The organism is Aeromonas sp. FL131 (assembly GCF_049860615.1).
In the GTDB taxonomy this organism is placed as follows: domain Bacteria; phylum Pseudomonadota; class Gammaproteobacteria; order Enterobacterales; family Aeromonadaceae; genus Aeromonas; species Aeromonas hydrophila.
On record NZ_CP187595.1, the window covers coordinates 962,401 to 980,929 of the forward strand.

Below are 18,529 nucleotides of genomic sequence, written 5' to 3' on the forward strand. Positions count from 1 at the left end.
GGGCACCCGTGGGTGCCCCTGTCGGCGGACTCGAGTCAGTCGTCCTCGTCGTCCTTCACTTCCCGGATCTTGTCCTTGTAGCGGGGCAGCTCTTTCTCCAGTCGCTTCATGTCCTTGATGGCGTTGAGAAACAGGCCGAGCAGGAAGAGCAGTGGCAAGCCTATCCAGAGCCAGAGGTTCATGTGCTACTCCTTTCGTCGATGGCCAGGGTGACATAGCGGGCCAGGATCTCGTCGAGGTTGGCCAGTATGGTCCCCTTGCCTTCAATATCCGCCTGTTGCAGGCAAAGTGCCAGCGCGGCCGGGTCGAGCCGCTGCTCGCGGGACTCAGGCGCAAAGCTGATGTGCCAGGGCTCGTAGGCGACGCCGCTGCCGGCACCGACCGGTTTGGCATAGGGCAGGAAGAAGCCGAAGTCGTTCATGCGATCTTCAAGCCACTCGCTCAGGTCGGCGAACCAGCCCCCGGCTTCATACTCCCAGGGCTCCAGCGTCAGCCTGGTGCCGGCGGGCAGGCAGTCCGGGTCATAGATGTCGAGATCGGTGCCCCAGTGGTGGCGGCTGGTGCCGGGCAGGGCGCTCCAGTGCAGGATGGCGTGGAGGCGCTCCTCGTCGCTCAGTTGCAGGGCGTCGATGGGCTGGCTGTGGGCATCGAGCAGCGGCCGCTCGCCGCGCCACTTGCCGTTCCAGATGGCGAGTTGGCGATCAAAGCCGCGCCAGCTGGAGGCGGGCTGCAGGTTGAAACCGGCGTGGGCGGCGGCCACCTGCATGTCGTTGAAGGCCGCCGCGGTGGCGGCCGTCAGCCGGTGCGGGTCTTGCCCCACCAGAATGAGGTGACCTTCATCCAACCCCAGCAGTTGATCCTGGGTCATGCCAGCAACCTCGCGAGCACCCCTTGGTACATGTCTGCCAGCAGATCCAGATCGTCCGCCTTCACGCACTCGTTCACCTTGTGGATGGTGGCGTTGACCGGGCCCAGCTCGATCACTTCGGCGCCAGTGGGGGCGATAAAGCGCCCATCGGACGTGCCGCCGGTGGTGAGCAGGGCCGGCTGCTGGCCATTCACCGCCTCGATGGCAGAGACCGCCGCCGCCAGCAGCTTGCCGGTGTCGGTGAGGAAGGGCTGGCCGGAGAGGGTCCAGTCGATCTGGTAATCCAGACCGTGCCTGTCCAGCAGGGCTTCGACCCGCTCGCGGATATCCAGGTCGGTCAGTTCGGTGCTGAAGCGGAAGTTGAACTGGACTTGCAGTTCGCCGGGAATGACGTTGGAGGCGCCGGTGCCGCTCTGGATGTTGGCTATCTGGAAGCTGGTGGGGGGGAAGTAGGCGTTGCCCTCATCCCACACGGTGGCGGCGAGCTCGGCCAGCGCCGGCGCGGCTTTGTGAATGGGGTTGTCCGCCAGATGGGGATAGGCGACGTGGCCCTGCACCCCGCGCACCAGCAGATCGCCGGTGATGGAGCCGCGCCGGCCGTTCTTCACCACATCGCCGACCACGGCAGTGGAGGAGGGTTCGCCGACGATGCACCAGGTGATCTTCTCGTGGCGCGCTTCCAGGGTGTCGATCACCCGGGTGGTGCCGTTGATGAAGGGCCCCTCTTCATCGGAGGTGATGAGGAAGGCGATGGACCCTGTGTGATCCGGATGCTCGGCGACAAAGCGTTCGACCGCCACCACCATGGCGGCCAGCGAGCCCTTCATGTCGGCGGCACCACGGCCGTAGAGCACGCCATCCTGGATGGTCGGCTCGAACGGCGGGGTATGCCATTTTTCCAGCGGGCCGGCGGGCACCACGTCGGTGTGGCCGGCGAAGCAGAACAATGGCCCCTCGCTGCCGCGGCGGGCCCAGAGGTTGGTGGTGTCTTCGAACACCATGGGCTCGATGACGAAGCCGAGCTTGGCGAGGCGCTCCGCCATCAGGGTCTGGCACCCTTCATCCAGCGGGGTAACGGAGGGGCGGCGGATCAGATCCTTGGCCAGTGCGATGACATCCGACATCAGCGTTCCTTAGCAAAAAAGTTTAACGAGAGAAGAGGGATTGGTAGTGATCGGCCTTGAAGCCCAGGGTCAGCTCGCCGTCCCGGTCCAGCAGCGGGCGCTTGATCATGGCCGGGTGCTCCAGCAACAGGGCGCGCGCCTTGGCGGTGTCGAGCCCCTGTTTGGCCTCGTCCGGCAGGGCGCGGAAGGTGGTGCCGCGGCTGTTGAGCAGCGCCTCCCAGCCGAGCTGGCTCAGCCAGCGGTCGAGGTCGGCCGGATTCAGGCCGTCGGCACGGTGGTCGTGAAAGCGGTAGTCGATGCCGGCCTGCTCCAGCCACTTGCGGGCTTTTTTGATGGTGTCGCAGTTCTTGATGCCATAGAGGGTGGTGGCCATGGGGAGTCCTTGTCTGCGGGCATGGGCCCGGAAAGCCGAAACTTGAGTCCTGAAACGGGAAATCAAGAAGAGACCCGATTCTGGCATTGTGGCGATTTCAAGGCAACGCCGATGCGCATGGGGGCGGTGGGGCGAGGCGCTGGTCGGGCCTGGGGGGGGGAAAAGTGCCCGGCGCTGGACGCGCCGGCGGGCATCAGAGTTCGCTCTGGGTGCGACACCAGAGGTGCAGTTCGGATTCGAACCAGTTGAGCATGGCGTTGTTGTCGTCGCGACGATGGCGAATGAGGCTCACCTCGAAGGTGGGCAGGGCGAAGCGGGTTTCGTACTCCACCAGATCCAGCAGCGGCATCAGCGGGCGCAGCACCCGGGCGGGGGAGGTGAGCAGCAGAGGCGCGCACGGCAGGATGAAGGGGGCCGCCAGAAAGCTTTGCACTATCAAGGGAGTGTGCCGGGTCATGCCGTGGGCGGCCAGCAGATCATCGACGATGCCCCCTTCGCTGCCGCGGGGCGCGACCAGCAGGTGCTGGGCCTGGGCGAAGGATTCGATGCACAGCACCTGGCCCTGCAGCGGGTGGCTGCGGTGGGCGGCGCAGATCAGCTTGTCCTCGAACAGCGGGATGCGGCGAAAACGGCCGGGCACCTCGTCCTGTTTGCTGATCACCATGCTGATGACCCCTTCGTCGAGCTGGCTCTCGTAGTCCGCATTGAGCGGCACCATGTGGATGCGCAGGTTGGGGGCCTGTTGCTGGAGCCGGCCCAGCAGGCTCGGCATCATCACATACTCCACATAGGTGTGGGCCCCGATGCGCAGCACCCCCTCGAACTGGGCGGGGTCGAGCTGCTCGGGGGGGCTGAAGGTCTGCTCGATGTCGTGCAGGATCTCCCGCAGCGGCAGCAGCAAGGCCTCCGCCCGGGCGGTGGGTTCCATGCCCTGGGGAGTGCGGATCAGCAGGGGATCGTCATAGAGCAGACGCAAGCGGGCCAGTGCCCGGCTGACGGCCGGCTGGCTCATGGCGAGCCGTTCGGCGGCCTTGGTGGTGTTGCGCTCCTCCAGCAGTGCCTTGAGCACCACCAGCAGGTTGAGGTCGACGCCTCGTAAATTCATTCTGTGCATAATGGAATACTAATAAATCATTTCCTTAAGCAGGGCCTTCACTTTAGTCTCATTTCCCGTCGATGGTCAGCATGAAGCTTGGATAAATCAGCGATTTATGCAAACCCATGTTGTCCTGTTACCTCTTTCGCGTGGTGCCGGAGGTGGCAAGATTCGACAGCCTGAACTCTTTACTCTGGTCATCCAGAGCGTTGCTTGCTTAGTACCCGCCGTCTCGGCGGGTTTTTTTTTGCCTGCAGTTCAGGAAAAGGGGGCCCAAAGAAGTACAAAACGCGCCGGCGGGCGCGTTATTGTGAGGGGTGGATGACTCAGGGCGCAACCGGCCACTGGTAGTCAAACACCTTGGCACGCTCCCAGGGGGCGTCCGGCAGACTGGAGGAGAGGCCGGTATATTTGCCCACATCGTCCACCACGATGGCGGAGAGGATCGGCAACTGGTGCTCGGTGCAGTACATGCGGATGCGTTGCAGCAGCGTGCGCAGCTCATCCTGGCAATTCTCCAGCCCGGCCTGCCTGGCCAGCTTGGAGTAACGAATGGTGGTGCGTTCCTTTGCAGACTCGACGAGGATGTCCCATAGCTTGTAGTCGCAGGTCGTCATGCCTGCGTTGGCTCGGTCTGTCATAACTCTCTCCGGCGCGAAACGGTCGCTGTGTGTCGATGCGCATCTTGGCCAGTTCACTGGCCCCTGACGTTGATCCAAAGCAAAAAAGCCTGAGGTTATTCGCCAGAACGCGTGGCAAAGGGATTCTAAAGGTTTGCCTTTAGTTTAAATTGCTGTTTTTTGTTAAGTGCGTAGCATTTTGTTTCGTTGAAATGCGGTCAAGCCATCTTTCTTGACGGGGATCAATGGGAAAGCGCGGTCAGACCACTAGATTCCGCTCCTCGATAACTTTATCAGGAGTGAATATTTGGAACTCGTCTTCGTCTTGCTCGTACTGCTGGCCGTGGTCTACGGCATCGTCAAGGATTACAACCCGCAGGCGGTGCTGGCGCTGGCCGGCATGGCCATCTTCACCGTCGCCTACTGGCTGGGACTGCACCCCATTCTGCCCGCCGACAAGAGCACCGGCTTCGCCCTGTTCGACCTGTTCGAGGTGTTCAAGGGGATCTTCTCCTACCGGGCGGCGGGCCTCGGCCTCACCATCATGGCGGTGGCCGGCTTTGCCACCTACATGTCCCATATCGGTGCCTCCCAGGCGCTGGTGCGGGTGGCGGTCAAACCGGTGGCGGGCATTCAGTCCAGCTACCTGATGCTCTCCATCTGCTATCTGGTGGCGGTGTTTGTCTCCCTGTTCGTCACCTCCGCCACCGGCCTTGGCCTGCTGTTGATGGTCACCATGTACCCGGTGATGCGCAATCTCGGCATCAGCCCGGCCTCCGCCTGCGGCGTCATCGCCACCTCCCAGGCATTCGAGATCGGCCCGACCCAGACCAACGCCATCTTCTCCGCCGGCCAATCCGGCATGGATCCCACCAGCTATTTTGTCGACTACCAGATCTGGCTGGTAGCCCCCATGCTGCTGGTGACCACCATCAGCGTCAGCGTGGAGGTGGCCATGCTGCTGTCGGTCTTCATCGGCATGCTGTGCGAGCTGCTGCGCACCCGCTCGGTGCGCACCGCCTTCGCCGGGCTCTCCAGCTTCCTCGACGGCATGGGCAAGGTATTCGGCCCCGTGGTGGCACTGATCGTCTGCGCCGAGCTGTTTGCCGAATCCCTCAAGGCCATCGGCGCCATCGACACCCTGCTGCACTCTGCCAGCAATGCCGGCATCGGCAGCGGCCTGATGACCCTGGTGATGGTGGGTCTCATCATGGTGGCGGCGGTCATCATGGGTTCTGGCAACGCGGCGTTCCTGAGCTTCTCGACCCTGGCGCCCGCCGTGGCGGCCAAGTTCGGCGTGCCGGCGGTGACCATGCTGCTGCCGATGCAGCTCGCTTCAAGTATCGGCCGCACCGTCTCCCCCATCGCGGCGGTGCTGATAGCCTGTGCGGGCATCGCCAAGGTCTCCCCCTTCGTGGTGGTCAAGCGCACCTGCGTGCCCATGGCCGGTGCCCTGGTGACCGCGCTCACTCTCAACTATCTGCTGTTTATGTAACCGGGCGGCGGACGGCACGGTCCGTCCGCCCCTTTCATTCGGCCATCGGGCGGAAGGTGTGTCCTCCCGCCCAGGAGATGACAATGACAGACTCTCGCAACGCTTTTTCTCTGGACGCCTACCTGGCGGATCTGGCCCCCCTCATCAATCTCGAGTGCGGCCCCTGCCTCGAGATCACCAATGCGCCGGGGGCGGATCACTACGATGTGATGCTGGTGGGCCACATGGACACCGTCTTCCCGGAAGGGACAGCCGCCAAGCGGCCGCTGAAAATTGAGAGCAATCAGGCCTTTGGCCCCGGCGTGTCGGACATGAAGAGCGGTCTGCTCTCCACCTGGTATGCCTTGAAAGAGATGGATCCCGCCGTGCTGGCCAAGCTCAAGGTACTGGTCTGCTGCAACTGCGACGAGGAGATTGGCTCCCCCTGGTCCAAAGAGTGGCTGGTGGAAAAAGCCAAACAGAGTGGCTGCGTGCTGGTGGCCGAGGCTGCCCGCCCGAACGGGGATCTCATCAGCGCCCGCAAGGGCAACGCCAAGTACCGCATTACCTTCCACGGCAAGGCCTCCCACGCCGGCTCGGCCCTCACCGAAGGGGTCTCAGCCATCACGGAGCTGGCCCACTGGGTGCTGGCCATCAACGAGCAGGTCAACCTCGATACCGGCACCACCATGAACGTGGGGGTGGTGCAGGGGGGGACCGGCGTCAACGTGGTGCCGGATTTTGCCGAGGCGATCGTCGACTTGCGCTTCTGGAGCAATGAAGAAGCCGCCGCCGTGCACGAGCGGCTCACCTTCATGGCCAACAACCCCTTCCTCGCCGGTTGCCGGGTTGAAGTGGATCGCCAGAGCTTCAAGCCGGCGATGCGCCCGAGTGGCGACACCGATGCGCTGATGGCGCTGGTGGAGGCGGCGGCGAAAGAGGAGGGGATCTCCTTCAACTGGCTGGAGGCCGGTGGCGGCTCGGATGCCAACTTTACCGCCGCAGCCGGCGTGCCGTCGCTCGATGGCTTCGGCCCCATGGGGGGCGGTTTCCACTCCGAGGCGGAGTTCCTGCTGCTGGAGAGCATAGCGCCGCGCATCCGCCTGCTGCAGCGGGTGCTGGGCAAGCTGGTCAACTAGCTTTGGATGACAAACAAAACGGGAGGCCATCGCCTCCCGTTTTTTATCTGTCCTGTCGGTGCAGAGACATCGAACAGAGTAGAGTCACTACCCCTCATCCTCCAGCAGGTAGGCGAGCTGCTCCTGACGGGCAACCTGCCAGTGGCCGAGCGTCAGCGGCGCTGCAAAGCCCGGGCCGTCGGTCACCATGGTGTGGTACTCCCCCTGCTCGCCGCAGGCATCGAAGCCTCGGCTTGCCGCCAGCTGCTGCAACTCGGCCAGGGTGGCCGCATCGAGCGTGCGTCCCACCCACTCGGGGGCCAGCACCCGGGTGTCGACGCAGGAGAGGTGGGCGACGATGCCGCGGGTCAGCAGGTCTGCCAGCAGCGCCTCGCGGGGTTGCTGCCAGAGCGGGGTGTGAACGGCCAGATCGAGTGGGCGGCAGCGCTCGCGGATCCAGTTTGGCGCGCCCCCCACGCTGTCGATGTCGCCGGTGACCACCCCATCCAGGCGCCACTCCTCTTTCAATGCCGCCAGCGCCGTTTCATAACCGAGATCGAACGGCGCTTCGATGGTGATCAGCAGATGGGGCAGACCGAGAGCCGCTGCCTGCCGACGCACCTGTGACAGGGGATGGGCCAGAAAGCGGGGTTCGGGCGGGGCAAAGGTGGCCAGAGCCACCACCTGATGACCCGCTTCGCGGGCATGGCAGAGGGCCTGCATGGCATCCTTTCCGCCGCTCCAGAGCACGATGACGCGAGACATGGGGGAGATTCCGCAAAGAAAAGAGGGGCCATGCTACCCAGAGTGCGGGCGGTTGGCAAAACGGGATGGGGCAGGGCACAAAACAGCAGGCCCCCGAGGGGGCCTGCTGGACCGGCTAAGCGGTGTGTTGCTTAGAGCAGTATGCTGGTCAGCAGATAACCCAGGGTACAGGAGGTGGCGACCCCGATCAGACCCGGAATGATGAAGCTGTGGTTGATGATGAACTTGCCGATGCGGGTGGTGCCGGAGCGGTCGAAACCGATACAGGCCAGATCGCTCGGGTAGGTCGGTAGCACGAAGTAGCCGTAGCTCGCCGGTAGGAAGGCGATCAGCAGTTTCGGCTCCACCCCCAGCGCCAGCCCCATGGGTGCGATGGCGGTCAGGGCTGCTGCTTGGCTGTTCACCAGCTTGGAGATGAGGAACAGCACCAGGGCATAGGTCCAGGGCTGCGCCTGCACCACGTGGGCCAGGGTCTCTTTTAGCAGCGGCATGTGTGCCTGGAAGAAGGTTTCGCTCATCCAGGCGACCCCGAATACCGAGAAGATCGCCACCATGCCGGCCTTGAACACGGCGCCGTTGGAGATGTCACCCGGCTTGACCTTGCAGCGCATCAGGATGATGGCACCGGCGATCAGCATCATCATCTGGATCACCAGGTTCATGGAGAGCGGGCCTGTCTTGCCGCCCATCTCGAACACCGGGCGCAGGGAGGCATCGGCCCCCAGCACCACCACGGCGGCGATGGCGGCGAAGAAGATCCAGGTCGACCAGTAGGCCTCTTTCGGGAACTTGGTGTTGAGCAGGGTCTCACCACCGCCGTAGACGAAGGCTCGCTGCTCCGGATCCTTGATCTTGGCCTGGAACTCTTCGTCCTTGTCCAGATCCTTGCCGCGACGCAGGCTCCAGAGTGCCGCGACTATGACCCCGGTCAGCGAGGAGGGGATGGCGATCATCAGAATGTCGAGCAGGCTGTAGGCCTGGCCGATGCCGTGACCGGCTGCCAGAATGGAGACCATGGAGACCACGGCCACCGACACCGGCGAGGCGCAGATCGCCATCTGGGAAGCGACGGAAGCCACCGCCATCGGACGCTCGGGACGGATGTTCTTCTGCAGCGCGATGTCGGCGATGATGGGGAACATGGTGTAGACCACGTGGCCGGTACCGCACAGGAAGGTGAGGGTCCAGGTGGTGAGTGGCGCCAGCAGGGTGATGTACTGGGGGTGGCGGCGCAGCAGACGCTCGGCCACCTGCATCATCAGGTTGAGACCGCCAGCGGTCTGCAGGGTGGCGGCGCAGCCGATCACCGCCAGTATGGTCAGCATCACCTGCACCGGCGGTTCGCCCGGGGTGAGACCGAACACGAAGGTCAGCAGGAACAGACCGATGCCGCTGATGAGACCCAGCCCCATGCCCCCAAACCGGGTACCCAGCAGCAAGCAGCCGAGTACCACCAAAAATTCCATCAAGATCATTCCATTACCTCGCGTTATTTAATCCATGTCTGTGCTGTGTTGGGCTCATGGACCGGGATTGTCTGTTTTTTATTTAGCCCTAAAGGGTTAGTGGTTATTGTGCCTGCCAAAAAAGGGCAAAAATTTGAGGTACTTCAATAACTCATCGCTTTTTGATTTAACGTCATAAAAACCACGTATTAACGTTTTTGTTATTTTGCGGGCAGTAAGTGGCAGCGTATGGGGCTCAACGGCTGGCGCGGGGCGGGTGTGTCAGCAAGGGGGCATGACGGAGGGCGGCAAGAGTGATTAATTGTGGTGCTGGCAAGGCCGTCCGGCCGCCGGACGGGCAACAAAAAGCCGACCCTGAGGTCGGCTTTTAAGGCAAAGTACTGTAATCAGAACTCGGCGGTGCGCGGGGTGCGCGGGAAGGGGATCACGTCGCGGACGTTGCCCATGCCGGTCACGTAAACCACCAGGCGCTCGAAGCCCAGACCGAAGCCGGAGTGGGGCACGGTACCGTAGCGGCGCAGGTCGCGATACCACCAGTAGTCTTCCTTGTTCAGACCCATTTCGGCCAGACGGGCATCCAGCACGTCCAGACGCTCTTCACGCTGGGAGCCGCCGATGATCTCGCCGATGCCCGGGGCCAGTACGTCCATGGCGGCGACGGTCTTGCCGTCGTCGTTGAGACGCATGTAGAAGGCCTTGATGTCTTTCGGATAGTTCTTCACTACCACCGGGGACTTGAAGTGCTCTTCGGCCAGGTAGCGCTCGTGCTCGGAGGAGAGGTCGATACCCCAGGAGACCGGGAACTCGAAGCTCTTGCCGCAGTTTTTCAGCACTTCGATGGCATCGGTGTAGTCAATCTGGGCGAAGTCGGAGGTAACGAAGCGCTCCAGACGACCGATGGCGTCCTTGTCCACGTGCTGGGCGAAGAACTCCAGATCGTCGCGGCGCTCGGCCAGTACGGCGTTGAAGACATACTTCAGCATGGCTTCGGCCAGGGCGGCGTTGTCTTCCAGATCGGCGAAGGCCACTTCCGGCTCAACCATCCAGAACTCGGCCAGGTGGCGGCTGGTGTTGGAGTTTTCGGCGCGGAAGGTCGGCCCGAAGGTGTAGACCTTGGACAGCGCACAGGCGTAGGTTTCGACGTTGAGCTGGCCGGATACGGTCAGGAAGGTCTCTTTGCCGAAGAAGTCCTTGTCATAGTCCACCTTGCCTTGCGGGGTGCGCGGCAGGTTTTCCATATCCAGGGTGGAGACGCGGAACATCTCGCCTGCGCCTTCGGTGTCGGAGGCGGTGATGAGTGGCGCGGCGATCCACAGATAGCCCTGCTCGTGAAAGAAGCGGTGGATGGCCTGGGAGAGGCAGTTGCGTACCCGGGTCACGGCGCCGACCACGTTGGTACGAGCGCGCAGGTGGCCCTGCTCGCGCAGGTATTCGATGCTGTGACGCTTGGCAGACATGGGGTAGGTATCCGGATCTTCGACCCAGCCCACCACCTTGACGTCGGTGGCCTGCAGTTCGAACGCCTGGCCGCTGCCCTGGGACTCGACCACCAGACCGGTCACTTCCACCGAGCAAGCCGTGGTCAGACGCAGCACTTCATTCTCGTAATTGGCCAGGGTATTGGGGACGACTGCCTGTACCGGATGGAAACAGGAGCCATCGGAGATGGCCAAAAATGAGATCCCCGCCTTGGAATCGCGGCGGGTCCGGATCCACCCTTTGACTGTCTGGGTGGTGCCGACCGCATACTTACCGGTCAGCACATCTACTACGGATGCGTGCGTCATCGAAATATTGTCTCCAGCTTGTTCTTGCAGCGCTATTTGCAACACTTGGGGTCTGGCCCGGGCAATCTTGGCCCATCATGGCAGACTAAGCCGTCAATCTTACCCGCGCAGGTTTGATAAACAAGCAAAAATGTCGGACTCTGGGGGGGATTTCGGCGCCTATCGGCGGATTGGCAGGCCAGTTGGACGGGGGATGGACGTGAAAGAGCGGCGACGGGGGCCGGACCGGCTGACACGGGTGTTGCAGGGGCTGGTGATGCTCTGCTGGGGCGGCTTCATCGTCCTGCTCTCTCTCTACCACTTCGCCAGACCACAGACGGCCTACGGTTTTTTGGTCTATGGCGGGGTCAGGGTACGCCAGAGCTGGGATCCCCAGCTCACCCCCTGGCTGCTGCACGGGCTATGGGGTTGCTGCCTGCTGACCCTGGCGGTGCTGCTGGCGGAGCGCCGACGCTGCCGGCGGCAGGAGGACACGGGGCGGGTGCACCTGACCATCTTGCTGCTGATCCTGCTCGCCAGTCTGCTGTTCTACTACCTGGGCTAGCCCTCTTTTCTTCTCTCTGTCGCCTTCTGCTCGCTCCCCTCCATCGGCGCGGCGGGTCGTTTGCCGAGCTGACGCTCCACGCTGTCGAGCATCTGGTTGTAGGCGAGCGCCACCCGACCGATTTCGTCCCCTTCATCCCCTTCCAGCCGGTGGCCGAAGTCGTGCAGGTCGGTGGCCTCCTCCATGGAGCGGGTCAGCTGGTTGAGGGGGCGGACGATCCAGGTGCGAATGACCCAGAGGGTCAGCAGCAGCCCCAGGCCGAAGATGACGGTGAGGCTCAGCGCCGAGGTGAGGATGTTCTGCTCGACCCGGGTAAACAGGGTGTCGAGGGAGTAGTCAAAGCGCACCGCACCCAGCACGGTATTCTCCGGCACCAGGTGGCAGCTGGTGCAGTCGGTGCCGCGAAAATCCTTCTTGGCCAGCAGCGGGCGGGTCACCACCAGCTTGCTGTGCATGCCGTCGTGTACCACCTCCAGGCTGCCCTTGCCGGCCAGTGCCAGCTCATCGAACCTGTCCTTGGGCTGCTCGCTCTGGTGGCCAGCCCCGTACTGCTTGCTCACCGCCTCGCTGCGCACGATGCGGGCATCCTCCACGTGGGCGTGCTCGAGAAACTTGCCGCGCAGGGTGTCGCGGGCATCCATCTTGCCGGTCAGCATCAGCATGTTGAGGCCGTCGAAGTAGGCCTCGGTCTGTTCGCGGCTCTGCTCCTTGATGAGGGTCAGGATCAGGTCGCGCTCGCGCACCGCCTGATAGGCGGCGGAGAACACCAGCACCATGGAGAAGATGAACAGCAGGAAGAAGTTGATTTTGGCAGCAATGGAGAGGCGCATGGGAACGGTACATCTGTTGGGTAAAACCCGCGCAGTCTACGCGTCTTGGCCGCCTGGGTCTGGTGTCTCGCTCACATTCTGATGAAAAAGAGTCAAAAGACCCTGCCTGGTCGGGCAGGGCCTGCCACGTCTGACTCAGAACTCGCCGCTGTGGATGGCGGCGGTGATGGCGTTGGTCAGCACGGTTAATTGTGCCGGGCTGATGACGAAAGGGGGCATCAGATAGACCAGCTTGCCAAACGGGCGGATCCAGGCACCCAGTTCGACGAACTTGCGCTGGATGCGCGCCACGTCCACCCGCTCCTTCATCTCCACCACCCCGATGGCGCCGAGTACCCGTACATCCGCCACCGCCGGGTGCAGGGTCAGCGCCACCAGTTCGGTTTTGAGTTGGTGCTCGATGGCGCATACCCGCTCCTGCCACGGCGAGGCCAGCAGCAGATCGATGGAGGCGTTGGCCACGGCGCAGGCCAAGGGGTTGCCCATGAAGGTGGGGCCGTGCATGAAGACGCCGGCCTTGCCGTCACACACGGTGCGAGCCACATGCTCGGTAGTGAGCGTGGCCGACAGTGTCAGATAGCCGCCGGTGAGCGCCTTGCCCAGACACATGATGTCGGGGCTGATGCCGGCCCAGTCACAGGCAAACAGCTGGCCGGTGCGGCCAAAGCCGGTGGCGATCTCGTCGGCAATCAGCAGCAGGCCGAACTCGTCGCACAAAGCGCGCACCCACTGCAGGTAGCGGGGATGATAGAAGCGCATGCCGCCGGCGCCCTGCACGATGGGCTCGAGCACGATGGCGGCGATTTCCTCGTGATGATCGGCTACCAGGGTGGCGAGCTCCACCACGCACTGCTCGTCCCACTCGGCGTGGAAGCGGCAGCTGGGCGCTTCGACAAAATGGTGCTCGGGCAGGAAGCCCTTGTAGAGCTCGTGCATGCCGCCATCCGGATCGCAGACGCCCATGGCGCCGAAGGTGTCACCGTGATAGCCACCGCGCAGGGCGACAAACTTGGCCCTGGGCGTCCCCTTGGCATGCCAGTACTGCTGCGCCATCTTGAGCGCCACCTCTACCGCCACCGAACCGGAGTCCGCCAGAAACACCCGATCCAGCCCAGCCGGCGTGATCTCCACCAGCTTGCGGCACAGATCGACGGCGGGGGCGTGGGTGAGGCCGCCAAACATCACGTGGGACATCTTGCCAAGCTGGGTAGTGGCGGCGGCATCGAGCTCCGGCACCTGATAGCCGTGCACGCAGGCCCACCAGGAGCTCATGCCATCCACCAGTTCGCGGCCGTCGCTGAGGGTGAGGGTCACTCCCCTGGCACTGGCCACTTCATAGCAGGGCAGGGGATGGGTGAGGGAGGTATAGGGGTGCCAGACGTGGTGCAGGTCGAATTCTTGATTGGTCATTTTGTATTCTGTTGTCAATTGATTTGATCTGGTCGGTGTTGACAGTCTACGCGCGCTCTCTACACTAGCCAACAATTTCAGCCACTTGGCTGCGTGCAACCCGACTCGGGGGCAGGCCGGGTGGCGGCTTCTGTGTTTGCCCATGCAAGCTGGCGGCGCAGGATCCCACTTATAACAATTGGAAGCCATGTATGAATGCTGTCACCGCGGGCGCTCACGCCCTTCGTCACGACTGGACCCTCGCCGAGGTTCAGGCCCTGTTTGCCCTGCCATTCAACGATCTGCTGTTCCGGGCCCAGACCGTGCACCGTGCCCATTTCGATCCGAACGAAGTACAGGTGAGCACCCTGCTCTCCATCAAGACCGGTGCCTGCCCGGAGGATTGCAAGTACTGCCCCCAGAGTGCCCGTTATCACACCGGCCTTGAGGCCGAGCGGCTGATGGAGGTGGAGAAAGTGCTGGAGCGGGCCCGCGAAGCCAAGGCCAACGGCTCGTCCCGCTTCTGCATGGGGGCCGCCTGGCGCAACCCCAAAGAGAAGGACATGCCCTACATCCTGCGAATGATTGAAGAGGTGCGCGGGCTCGGCATGGAGACCTGCATGACGCTCGGGATGCTCACCGCCGATCAGGCGGCGCGCCTCGGTGCAGCCGGCCTTGACTACTACAACCACAACCTCGACACCTCGCCGGAGTTTTACGGCGACATCATCACCACCCGCACCTATCAGGACCGGCTCGATACCCTGGAGCATGTGCGCGGCGCCGGCATGAAGGTCTGCTCCGGCGGCATCGTCGGCATGGGCGAGCAGGCAAAAGATCGGGCGGGCCTCTTGATGGCGCTGGCCAATCTGCCGCGCCACCCGGAGAGCGTGCCCATCAACATGCTGGTCAAGGTGAAGGGCACGCCGCTGGAGAACCAGGAGAACCTCGATCCGTTCGAATTCATCAGCACCATCGCCGTGGCACGGATCATGATGCCGGCCTCCCACGTGCGCCTCTCCGCCGGGCGGGAGAAGATGAACGAGCAGATGCAGGCCATGTGCTTTATGGCGGGGGCAAATTCGATTTTTTATGGCTGCAAGTTGCTGACCACCCCGAACCCGGACGAAAACAGCGACATGCAGCTGTTCAAGCGGCTCGGCATTCGCCCCGCCCAGCGGGCCCAGAAGCCGGATCAAGTACAAGAAGAGGAGCTGCTGGCCGAGGTGAGTCGCCAGAGCGAGCCCGCCGAAATGTTTTATGACGCCACCCGCCCCCGTGCAGGGGCCGCGCGGTCATGAACGGCCCTGCAGCAACGGGCCCCTTCGGGTTGAGCGCGGCGCTGGCCGAACGCGAGCAGGCGGGCCTGCTGCGCAGCCGCATCGCGACCGACGGGGCGAGTGGCGGACGGCTCAGGGTGGCCGGGCGCGATTACCTCAACTTTTCCGCCAACGACTATCTTGGGCTGGCGGATCACCCCGCCATCAAGGCTGCCTTCAAAGCGGGGATTGAGCGCTATGGCGCGGGCGCCGGCGCCTCGCCGCTGGTGACCGGTTACAGCCGGGCCCACCAACAGCTGGAAGAGACGCTTGCTGACTGGCTGGGGGTGGAGGCGGTGCTGCTGTTCAACTGCGGTTTCTCGGCCAATCAGGCGGTGCTCAAGGCCCTGCTCGGCAAGGAACACCTGCTGTGGCAGGACAAACTCAACCACGCCTCCCTGCAGGAGATGGGCAGTCAGCTGCCCTGCAAGATGAAGCGCTTCGGTCACAACGACATGGCGGCCCTTGAGCGTCAACTCGAGCCAAGTCGAGGCTTGATCGTCTCGGAGGGGGTGTTCAGCATGGATGGGGATCAGGGCCCCTGGCGCGAGCTCGCAGCCCTGGCTGCCCAGAGCGGCAACTGGCTGATGATCGACGATGCCCACGGCCTCGGCGTGCTGGGGCCACAAGGGCGCGGCACCCTGGCGGCCCAGGGGGTTGCTCCTGCCAGCGTGCACATCCAGATGGGCACCTTTGGCAAGGCGCTCGGGGTGGCTGGCGCCTTTGTGGGCGGCAGTCGCGAGCTGGTGGCGTATCTGGTCAACTTCGCCCGCCACTACGTCTACAGCACCCATATGCCGGCGGCCCAGGCCTGCGCGGTGCGCCAGAGCATCGAACTGGTGCGCGCCGCCGACGAGGCCCGCGCCCAGCTTGGTCTGCTGATCACCCGTTTTCGACAAGGGGCGCAGGCGCTGGGCTGGCAACTGGGTGCCAGCACTACCCCCATCCAGCCGCTGCTGGTGGGGGAGAGCATCGCCGCCCTGCAACTGGCCGAGCGGCTGCGCGAATGCGGCGTCTGGGCCGGCGCCATCCGCCCGCCCACGGTGCCGGTCGGCACGGCGCGGCTGCGCATCACCTTGAGCGCGGCCCACAGTGAACAGGATGTGGATCGCCTGCTCGATGCCCTCGGCCCCTGCCCGGCGGACGACGAGAGAGGGGGCACCCATGCTCTATGAGCGTTTTCAGGCGGTCGACAAGGCCCAGCTTGCCCGCCGTTTCGGCGCCGCCGCCCGTCACTACGACGCCCACGCCCGCTTCCAGCAGGAGGTGGGGCAGGCGCTGCTGGAGCGGATGCCGGACAGTCAGGTTGGCACAGATCTGACAGTGAGCGGGCTGGATCTGGGCTGCGGCACCGGCTTCTTCCTGCCGGCGTTGGCCGGGCGTTGCAGCGAGCTGACCGGGCTGGATCTGGCTCCCGGCATGCTGGCGCAGGCCGCCCTTCGCGGCAGCGGCGCCCGCCTGCTGTGCGGCGATGCCGAGCAGCTCCCCTTTGCCGACGAGACGTTTGACTGGGTCTTCTCCAGCCTGGCGCTGCAGTGGTGCGAGCGGCCGGCCCAGGCCTTCGCCGAGCTGCACCGGGTGCTCAAACCCGGCGGCCGGCTGCTGTTCTCGACCCTGCTGGCCGAGTCGCTCTGGCAATTGCGTGAGGCCTGGCGCACGGTTGACGAGTGTGATCATGTCAATCGCTTCCTCAGCCTGCCACAATTGCAGCATGCCATCGCCGCCGGCGGTTTTGCCGCCCCGGTGCTGGAGAGCCTGACCTGGTCGCTCGGCTACCCCGAACTCAACGGCTTGCTGCGCGATCTCAAGGGGATCGGCGCCAGCCAGGTCAATGACGAGCGTCATACCGGACTGAGCAGCCGCCAGCGTCTGCAGCGCCTGAGCCAGGCCTATGAAGCCCATCGCCAACCGGACGGCCTGCTGGCCGCCAGTTATCAGGTGTGCCTCGGCCAGCTGATCCGCCGCTAACCGGTCTCATGGGCCGAGAGAATTGAGAAGCCGCTGCCCGCCATAGCGAGCCCGGGCCGCTGCCCCGTATTGAGGAGTCATCATGGTTAAATCCTTCTTCGTCACCGGCACCGATACCGATGTGGGCAAGACGCTGGTCGCCCGCACCCTGTTGCTGGAGTTCGCCGCGCACGGTCTGCGCTGCGCCGGTTACAAGCCCATCTCCGCCGGCTGTGCCCGCACCCCGGACGGGCTGCGCAATCTCGATGCCGTGCTGCTGCAGGAGGCGGCGAGCCTGCCGCTGCCCTACGATCTGGTCAATCCCTACGCCTACGAGCCGCCCATCGCGCCCCATATCGCCGCCAGCGAAGCGCGCGATGCCATTACCCTGAAGGGGTTGTCGGACGGGCTGCGCCAGATTGAACAGGCGGGGGCCGAGCTGGTGGTGGTGGAGGGGGCGGGGGGCTGGTTCCTGCCGCTCGATCGCAAACATCTGCTGTCGGACTGGGTCAAGCAGGAGAACATGCCGGTCATCATGGTGGTGGGGGCCAAACTGGGCTGTCTCAACCATGCCCTGCTCACCTTCGCCGCCATTCGCAACAACAACCTGCCGGTGGCGGGCTGGGTCATCAACCGGCTGCACGGCTCCATGAGCCACTATCAGGAGAATCTGGACACCCTGCGGGGCTTGCTGCCGGCCCCGTTTTTGGGTGAAATACCCTTTGTAAACAATCCGCTCGAGGCTGATCTGCGCGGGCGACTCGACATTTCGCCCCTGCTCTGAATCCGACATTCAGCGAACATTCATAGAAACTGTCTATTATGCCTGACAGGTGTGGCCCGACCGGCAGCGAACTGGTGACGGGCCACGCGTCCATATCTCACAAGGAGTCAATATGAAGCGAATTATGCTATTCCTGGTGACCAACCTGGCCGTCATGCTGGTGCTGGGGGTGGTACTCAATATCCTGTTCTCGGTTCTGGGGATCAACAAGTCCAGCATTTCCGGTCTGTTGGTGTTCTGCGCCGTGTTCGGTTTTGGGGGTTCCTTTATCTCCTTGCTGATGTCCAAGTGGATGGCCAAGCGCAGCTATGGCGTCCAGGTCATCGAGCAACCCCGTAACGAGACCGAGCACTGGCTGGTCAGTACCGTGGCCCGTCAGGCCCGTGAAGCGGGCATCAAGATGCCGGAAGTGGGGATCTACGACTCCCCCGAGATGAACGCCTTCGCCACCGGCGCCCGCCGTGACGACTCGCTGGTGGCCGTGTCGTCCGGTCTGCTTTACAGCATGAGCCGTGACGAGGCGGAAGCCGTGCTGGCCCACGAGGTGAGCCACGTGGCCAACGGCGACATGGTGACCCTGACCCTGATCCAGGGGGTGGTGAACACCTTCGTGATGTTCTTCGCCCGCATCGTGGCCGGCGTCATCAGCAACTTCTTCAGCTCCAACAACGACGAAGAGAGCAGCAGCACCGGTGGTTTTGCCTACATGATCACCGTGTTCGTGCTGGAGATGCTGTTCGGCGTGCTGGCCTCCATCATCGTCATGTGGTTCAGCCGTCAGCGTGAATTCCGCGCCGACGCCGGTGCCGCCAAGCTGGCCGGCCGCGACAAGATGATCGCAGCCCTTCAGCGCCTCTCCCGCGGTGCCGAGCCGCAACTGGAAGGCTCCATGATGGCGTTCGGCATCAACGGCAAGCGCTCCATGAGCGAGCTGTTCATGAGCCACCCGCCCATCGAGCAGCGCATCGCCGCCCTGCGCGGTTAAGCGTACCGTACCAAAGAAAACGGCTGCCCTCGGGCAGCCG

The 18,529-nt window shown here is 63.6% G+C and carries 19 protein-coding genes; 8 read left to right on the forward strand and 11 right to left on the reverse strand.

The window, feature by feature from the left end; translation table 11 throughout:
• Window positions 1-35: 35 nt before the first annotated feature.
• From ACPW75_RS04685 to ACPW75_RS04710, 6 genes are all read right to left on the reverse strand, one after another.
• Window positions 36-182, reverse strand: coding sequence for a hypothetical protein (locus tag ACPW75_RS04685; RefSeq protein ID WP_005298986.1), 147 nt, complete (start codon window positions 180-182; stop codon window positions 36-38).
• Window positions 179-868, reverse strand: a complete 690-nt coding sequence (locus ACPW75_RS04690) for a M15 family metallopeptidase (RefSeq protein ID WP_077097841.1) — start codon at window positions 866-868, stop codon at window positions 179-181. The genes ACPW75_RS04685 and ACPW75_RS04690 overlap by 4 nt, the downstream gene beginning before the upstream one ends.
• The gene (gene dapE, locus ACPW75_RS04695; protein ID WP_077097843.1) at window positions 865-1,992 is read right to left on the reverse strand and encodes a succinyl-diaminopimelate desuccinylase; all 1,128 of its coding nucleotides are present in this window, start codon (window positions 1,990-1,992) and stop codon (window positions 865-867) included. Before dapE ends, ACPW75_RS04690 begins: the two co-directional genes overlap by 4 nt.
• Window positions 1,993-2,014: 22 nt before the next feature.
• Window positions 2,015-2,365, reverse strand: coding sequence for an ArsC family reductase (locus ACPW75_RS04700; RefSeq protein WP_016350171.1), 351 nt, complete (start codon window positions 2,363-2,365; stop codon window positions 2,015-2,017).
• Between the two features lie 193 nt (window positions 2,366-2,558).
• Window positions 2,559-3,470 carry a LysR family transcriptional regulator gene (locus ACPW75_RS04705; protein WP_077098001.1) on the reverse strand — a complete coding sequence of 304 codons (912 nt, stop codon included), beginning with the start codon at window positions 3,468-3,470 and terminating at the stop codon, window positions 2,559-2,561.
• 317 nt (window positions 3,471-3,787) lie between these two features.
• A complete protein-coding gene (locus ACPW75_RS04710) occupies window positions 3,788-4,102 on the reverse strand; it encodes a hypothetical protein (RefSeq protein WP_024943845.1) in 315 nt (104 codons plus the stop codon).
• 286 nt (window positions 4,103-4,388) lie between these two features.
• On the opposite strand from ACPW75_RS04710, the gene dcuC reads away from it, so the two are divergent.
• Window positions 4,389-5,576: a C4-dicarboxylate transporter DcuC gene (dcuC, locus tag ACPW75_RS04715; RefSeq protein WP_077097999.1), complete on the forward strand. Its 1,188-nt coding sequence runs from the start codon at window positions 4,389-4,391 to the stop codon at window positions 5,574-5,576.
• Between the two features lie 83 nt (window positions 5,577-5,659).
• Window positions 5,660-6,694: a M20 family metallopeptidase gene (locus ACPW75_RS04720; RefSeq protein WP_077097997.1), complete on the forward strand. Its 1,035-nt coding sequence runs from the start codon at window positions 5,660-5,662 to the stop codon at window positions 6,692-6,694.
• Window positions 6,695-6,781: 87 nt separating this feature from the next.
• Here ACPW75_RS04720 and ACPW75_RS04725 read toward each other — a convergent pair whose 3' ends face one another.
• From ACPW75_RS04725 to asnS, 3 genes are all read right to left on the reverse strand, one after another.
• The gene (locus tag ACPW75_RS04725; RefSeq protein WP_077097995.1) at window positions 6,782-7,438 is read right to left on the reverse strand and encodes a hypothetical protein; all 657 of its coding nucleotides are present in this window, start codon (window positions 7,436-7,438) and stop codon (window positions 6,782-6,784) included.
• Between the two features lie 131 nt (window positions 7,439-7,569).
• Window positions 7,570-8,913 (reverse strand): anaerobic C4-dicarboxylate transporter, encoded by a 1,344-nt coding sequence (locus ACPW75_RS04730; protein WP_011705383.1) that lies wholly within the window; start codon window positions 8,911-8,913, stop codon window positions 7,570-7,572.
• A gap of 377 nt (window positions 8,914-9,290) precedes the next feature.
• Window positions 9,291-10,691 (reverse strand): asparagine--tRNA ligase, encoded by a 1,401-nt coding sequence (gene asnS, locus ACPW75_RS04735; RefSeq protein ID WP_077097993.1) that lies wholly within the window; start codon window positions 10,689-10,691, stop codon window positions 9,291-9,293.
• A gap of 193 nt (window positions 10,692-10,884) precedes the next feature.
• On the opposite strand from asnS, the gene ACPW75_RS04740 reads away from it, so the two are divergent.
• Window positions 10,885-11,235, forward strand: a complete 351-nt coding sequence (locus tag ACPW75_RS04740; RefSeq protein WP_190283653.1) for a hypothetical protein — start codon at window positions 10,885-10,887, stop codon at window positions 11,233-11,235.
• On the opposite strand, the gene ACPW75_RS04745 is transcribed toward ACPW75_RS04740, so the two are convergent.
• Together ACPW75_RS04745 and bioA are read right to left on the reverse strand one after the other, a co-directional pair.
• Entirely contained in the window at window positions 11,232-12,065 is an 834-nt protein-coding gene (locus ACPW75_RS04745) for a HAMP domain-containing protein (protein ID WP_043164868.1), read from the reverse strand. The genes ACPW75_RS04740 and ACPW75_RS04745 overlap by 4 nt on opposite strands.
• Before the next feature lie 135 nt (window positions 12,066-12,200).
• Window positions 12,201-13,475: an adenosylmethionine--8-amino-7-oxononanoate transaminase gene (gene bioA / locus ACPW75_RS04750; RefSeq protein WP_179101524.1), complete on the reverse strand. Its 1,275-nt coding sequence runs from the start codon at window positions 13,473-13,475 to the stop codon at window positions 12,201-12,203.
• 191 nt (window positions 13,476-13,666) lie between these two features.
• Here bioA and bioB point away from each other — a divergent pair, with 191 nt between their 5' ends.
• The 5 genes from bioB to htpX all read left to right on the forward strand — a co-directional run bounded on the left by bioB (window position 13,667) and on the right by htpX (window position 18,489).
• Window positions 13,667-14,755 carry a biotin synthase BioB gene (gene bioB / locus ACPW75_RS04755; protein ID WP_077097987.1) on the forward strand — a complete coding sequence of 363 codons (1,089 nt, stop codon included), beginning with the start codon at window positions 13,667-13,669 and terminating at the stop codon, window positions 14,753-14,755.
• Entirely contained in the window at window positions 14,752-15,948 is a 1,197-nt protein-coding gene (gene bioF / locus ACPW75_RS04760) for an 8-amino-7-oxononanoate synthase (RefSeq protein ID WP_077097985.1), read from the forward strand. Before bioB ends, bioF begins: the two co-directional genes overlap by 4 nt.
• Window positions 15,938-16,741, forward strand: coding sequence for a malonyl-ACP O-methyltransferase BioC (gene bioC / locus ACPW75_RS04765; RefSeq protein WP_077097983.1), 804 nt, complete (start codon window positions 15,938-15,940; stop codon window positions 16,739-16,741). Before bioF ends, bioC begins: the two co-directional genes overlap by 11 nt.
• Window positions 16,742-16,823: 82 nt before the next feature.
• Entirely contained in the window at window positions 16,824-17,504 is a 681-nt protein-coding gene (gene bioD, locus ACPW75_RS04770; RefSeq protein ID WP_011705390.1) for a dethiobiotin synthase, read from the forward strand.
• Window positions 17,505-17,616: 112 nt separating this feature from the next.
• A complete protein-coding gene (htpX, locus tag ACPW75_RS04775; protein WP_011705391.1) occupies window positions 17,617-18,489 on the forward strand; it encodes a protease HtpX in 873 nt (290 codons plus the stop codon).
• Window positions 18,490-18,529 lie beyond the last annotated feature (40 nt).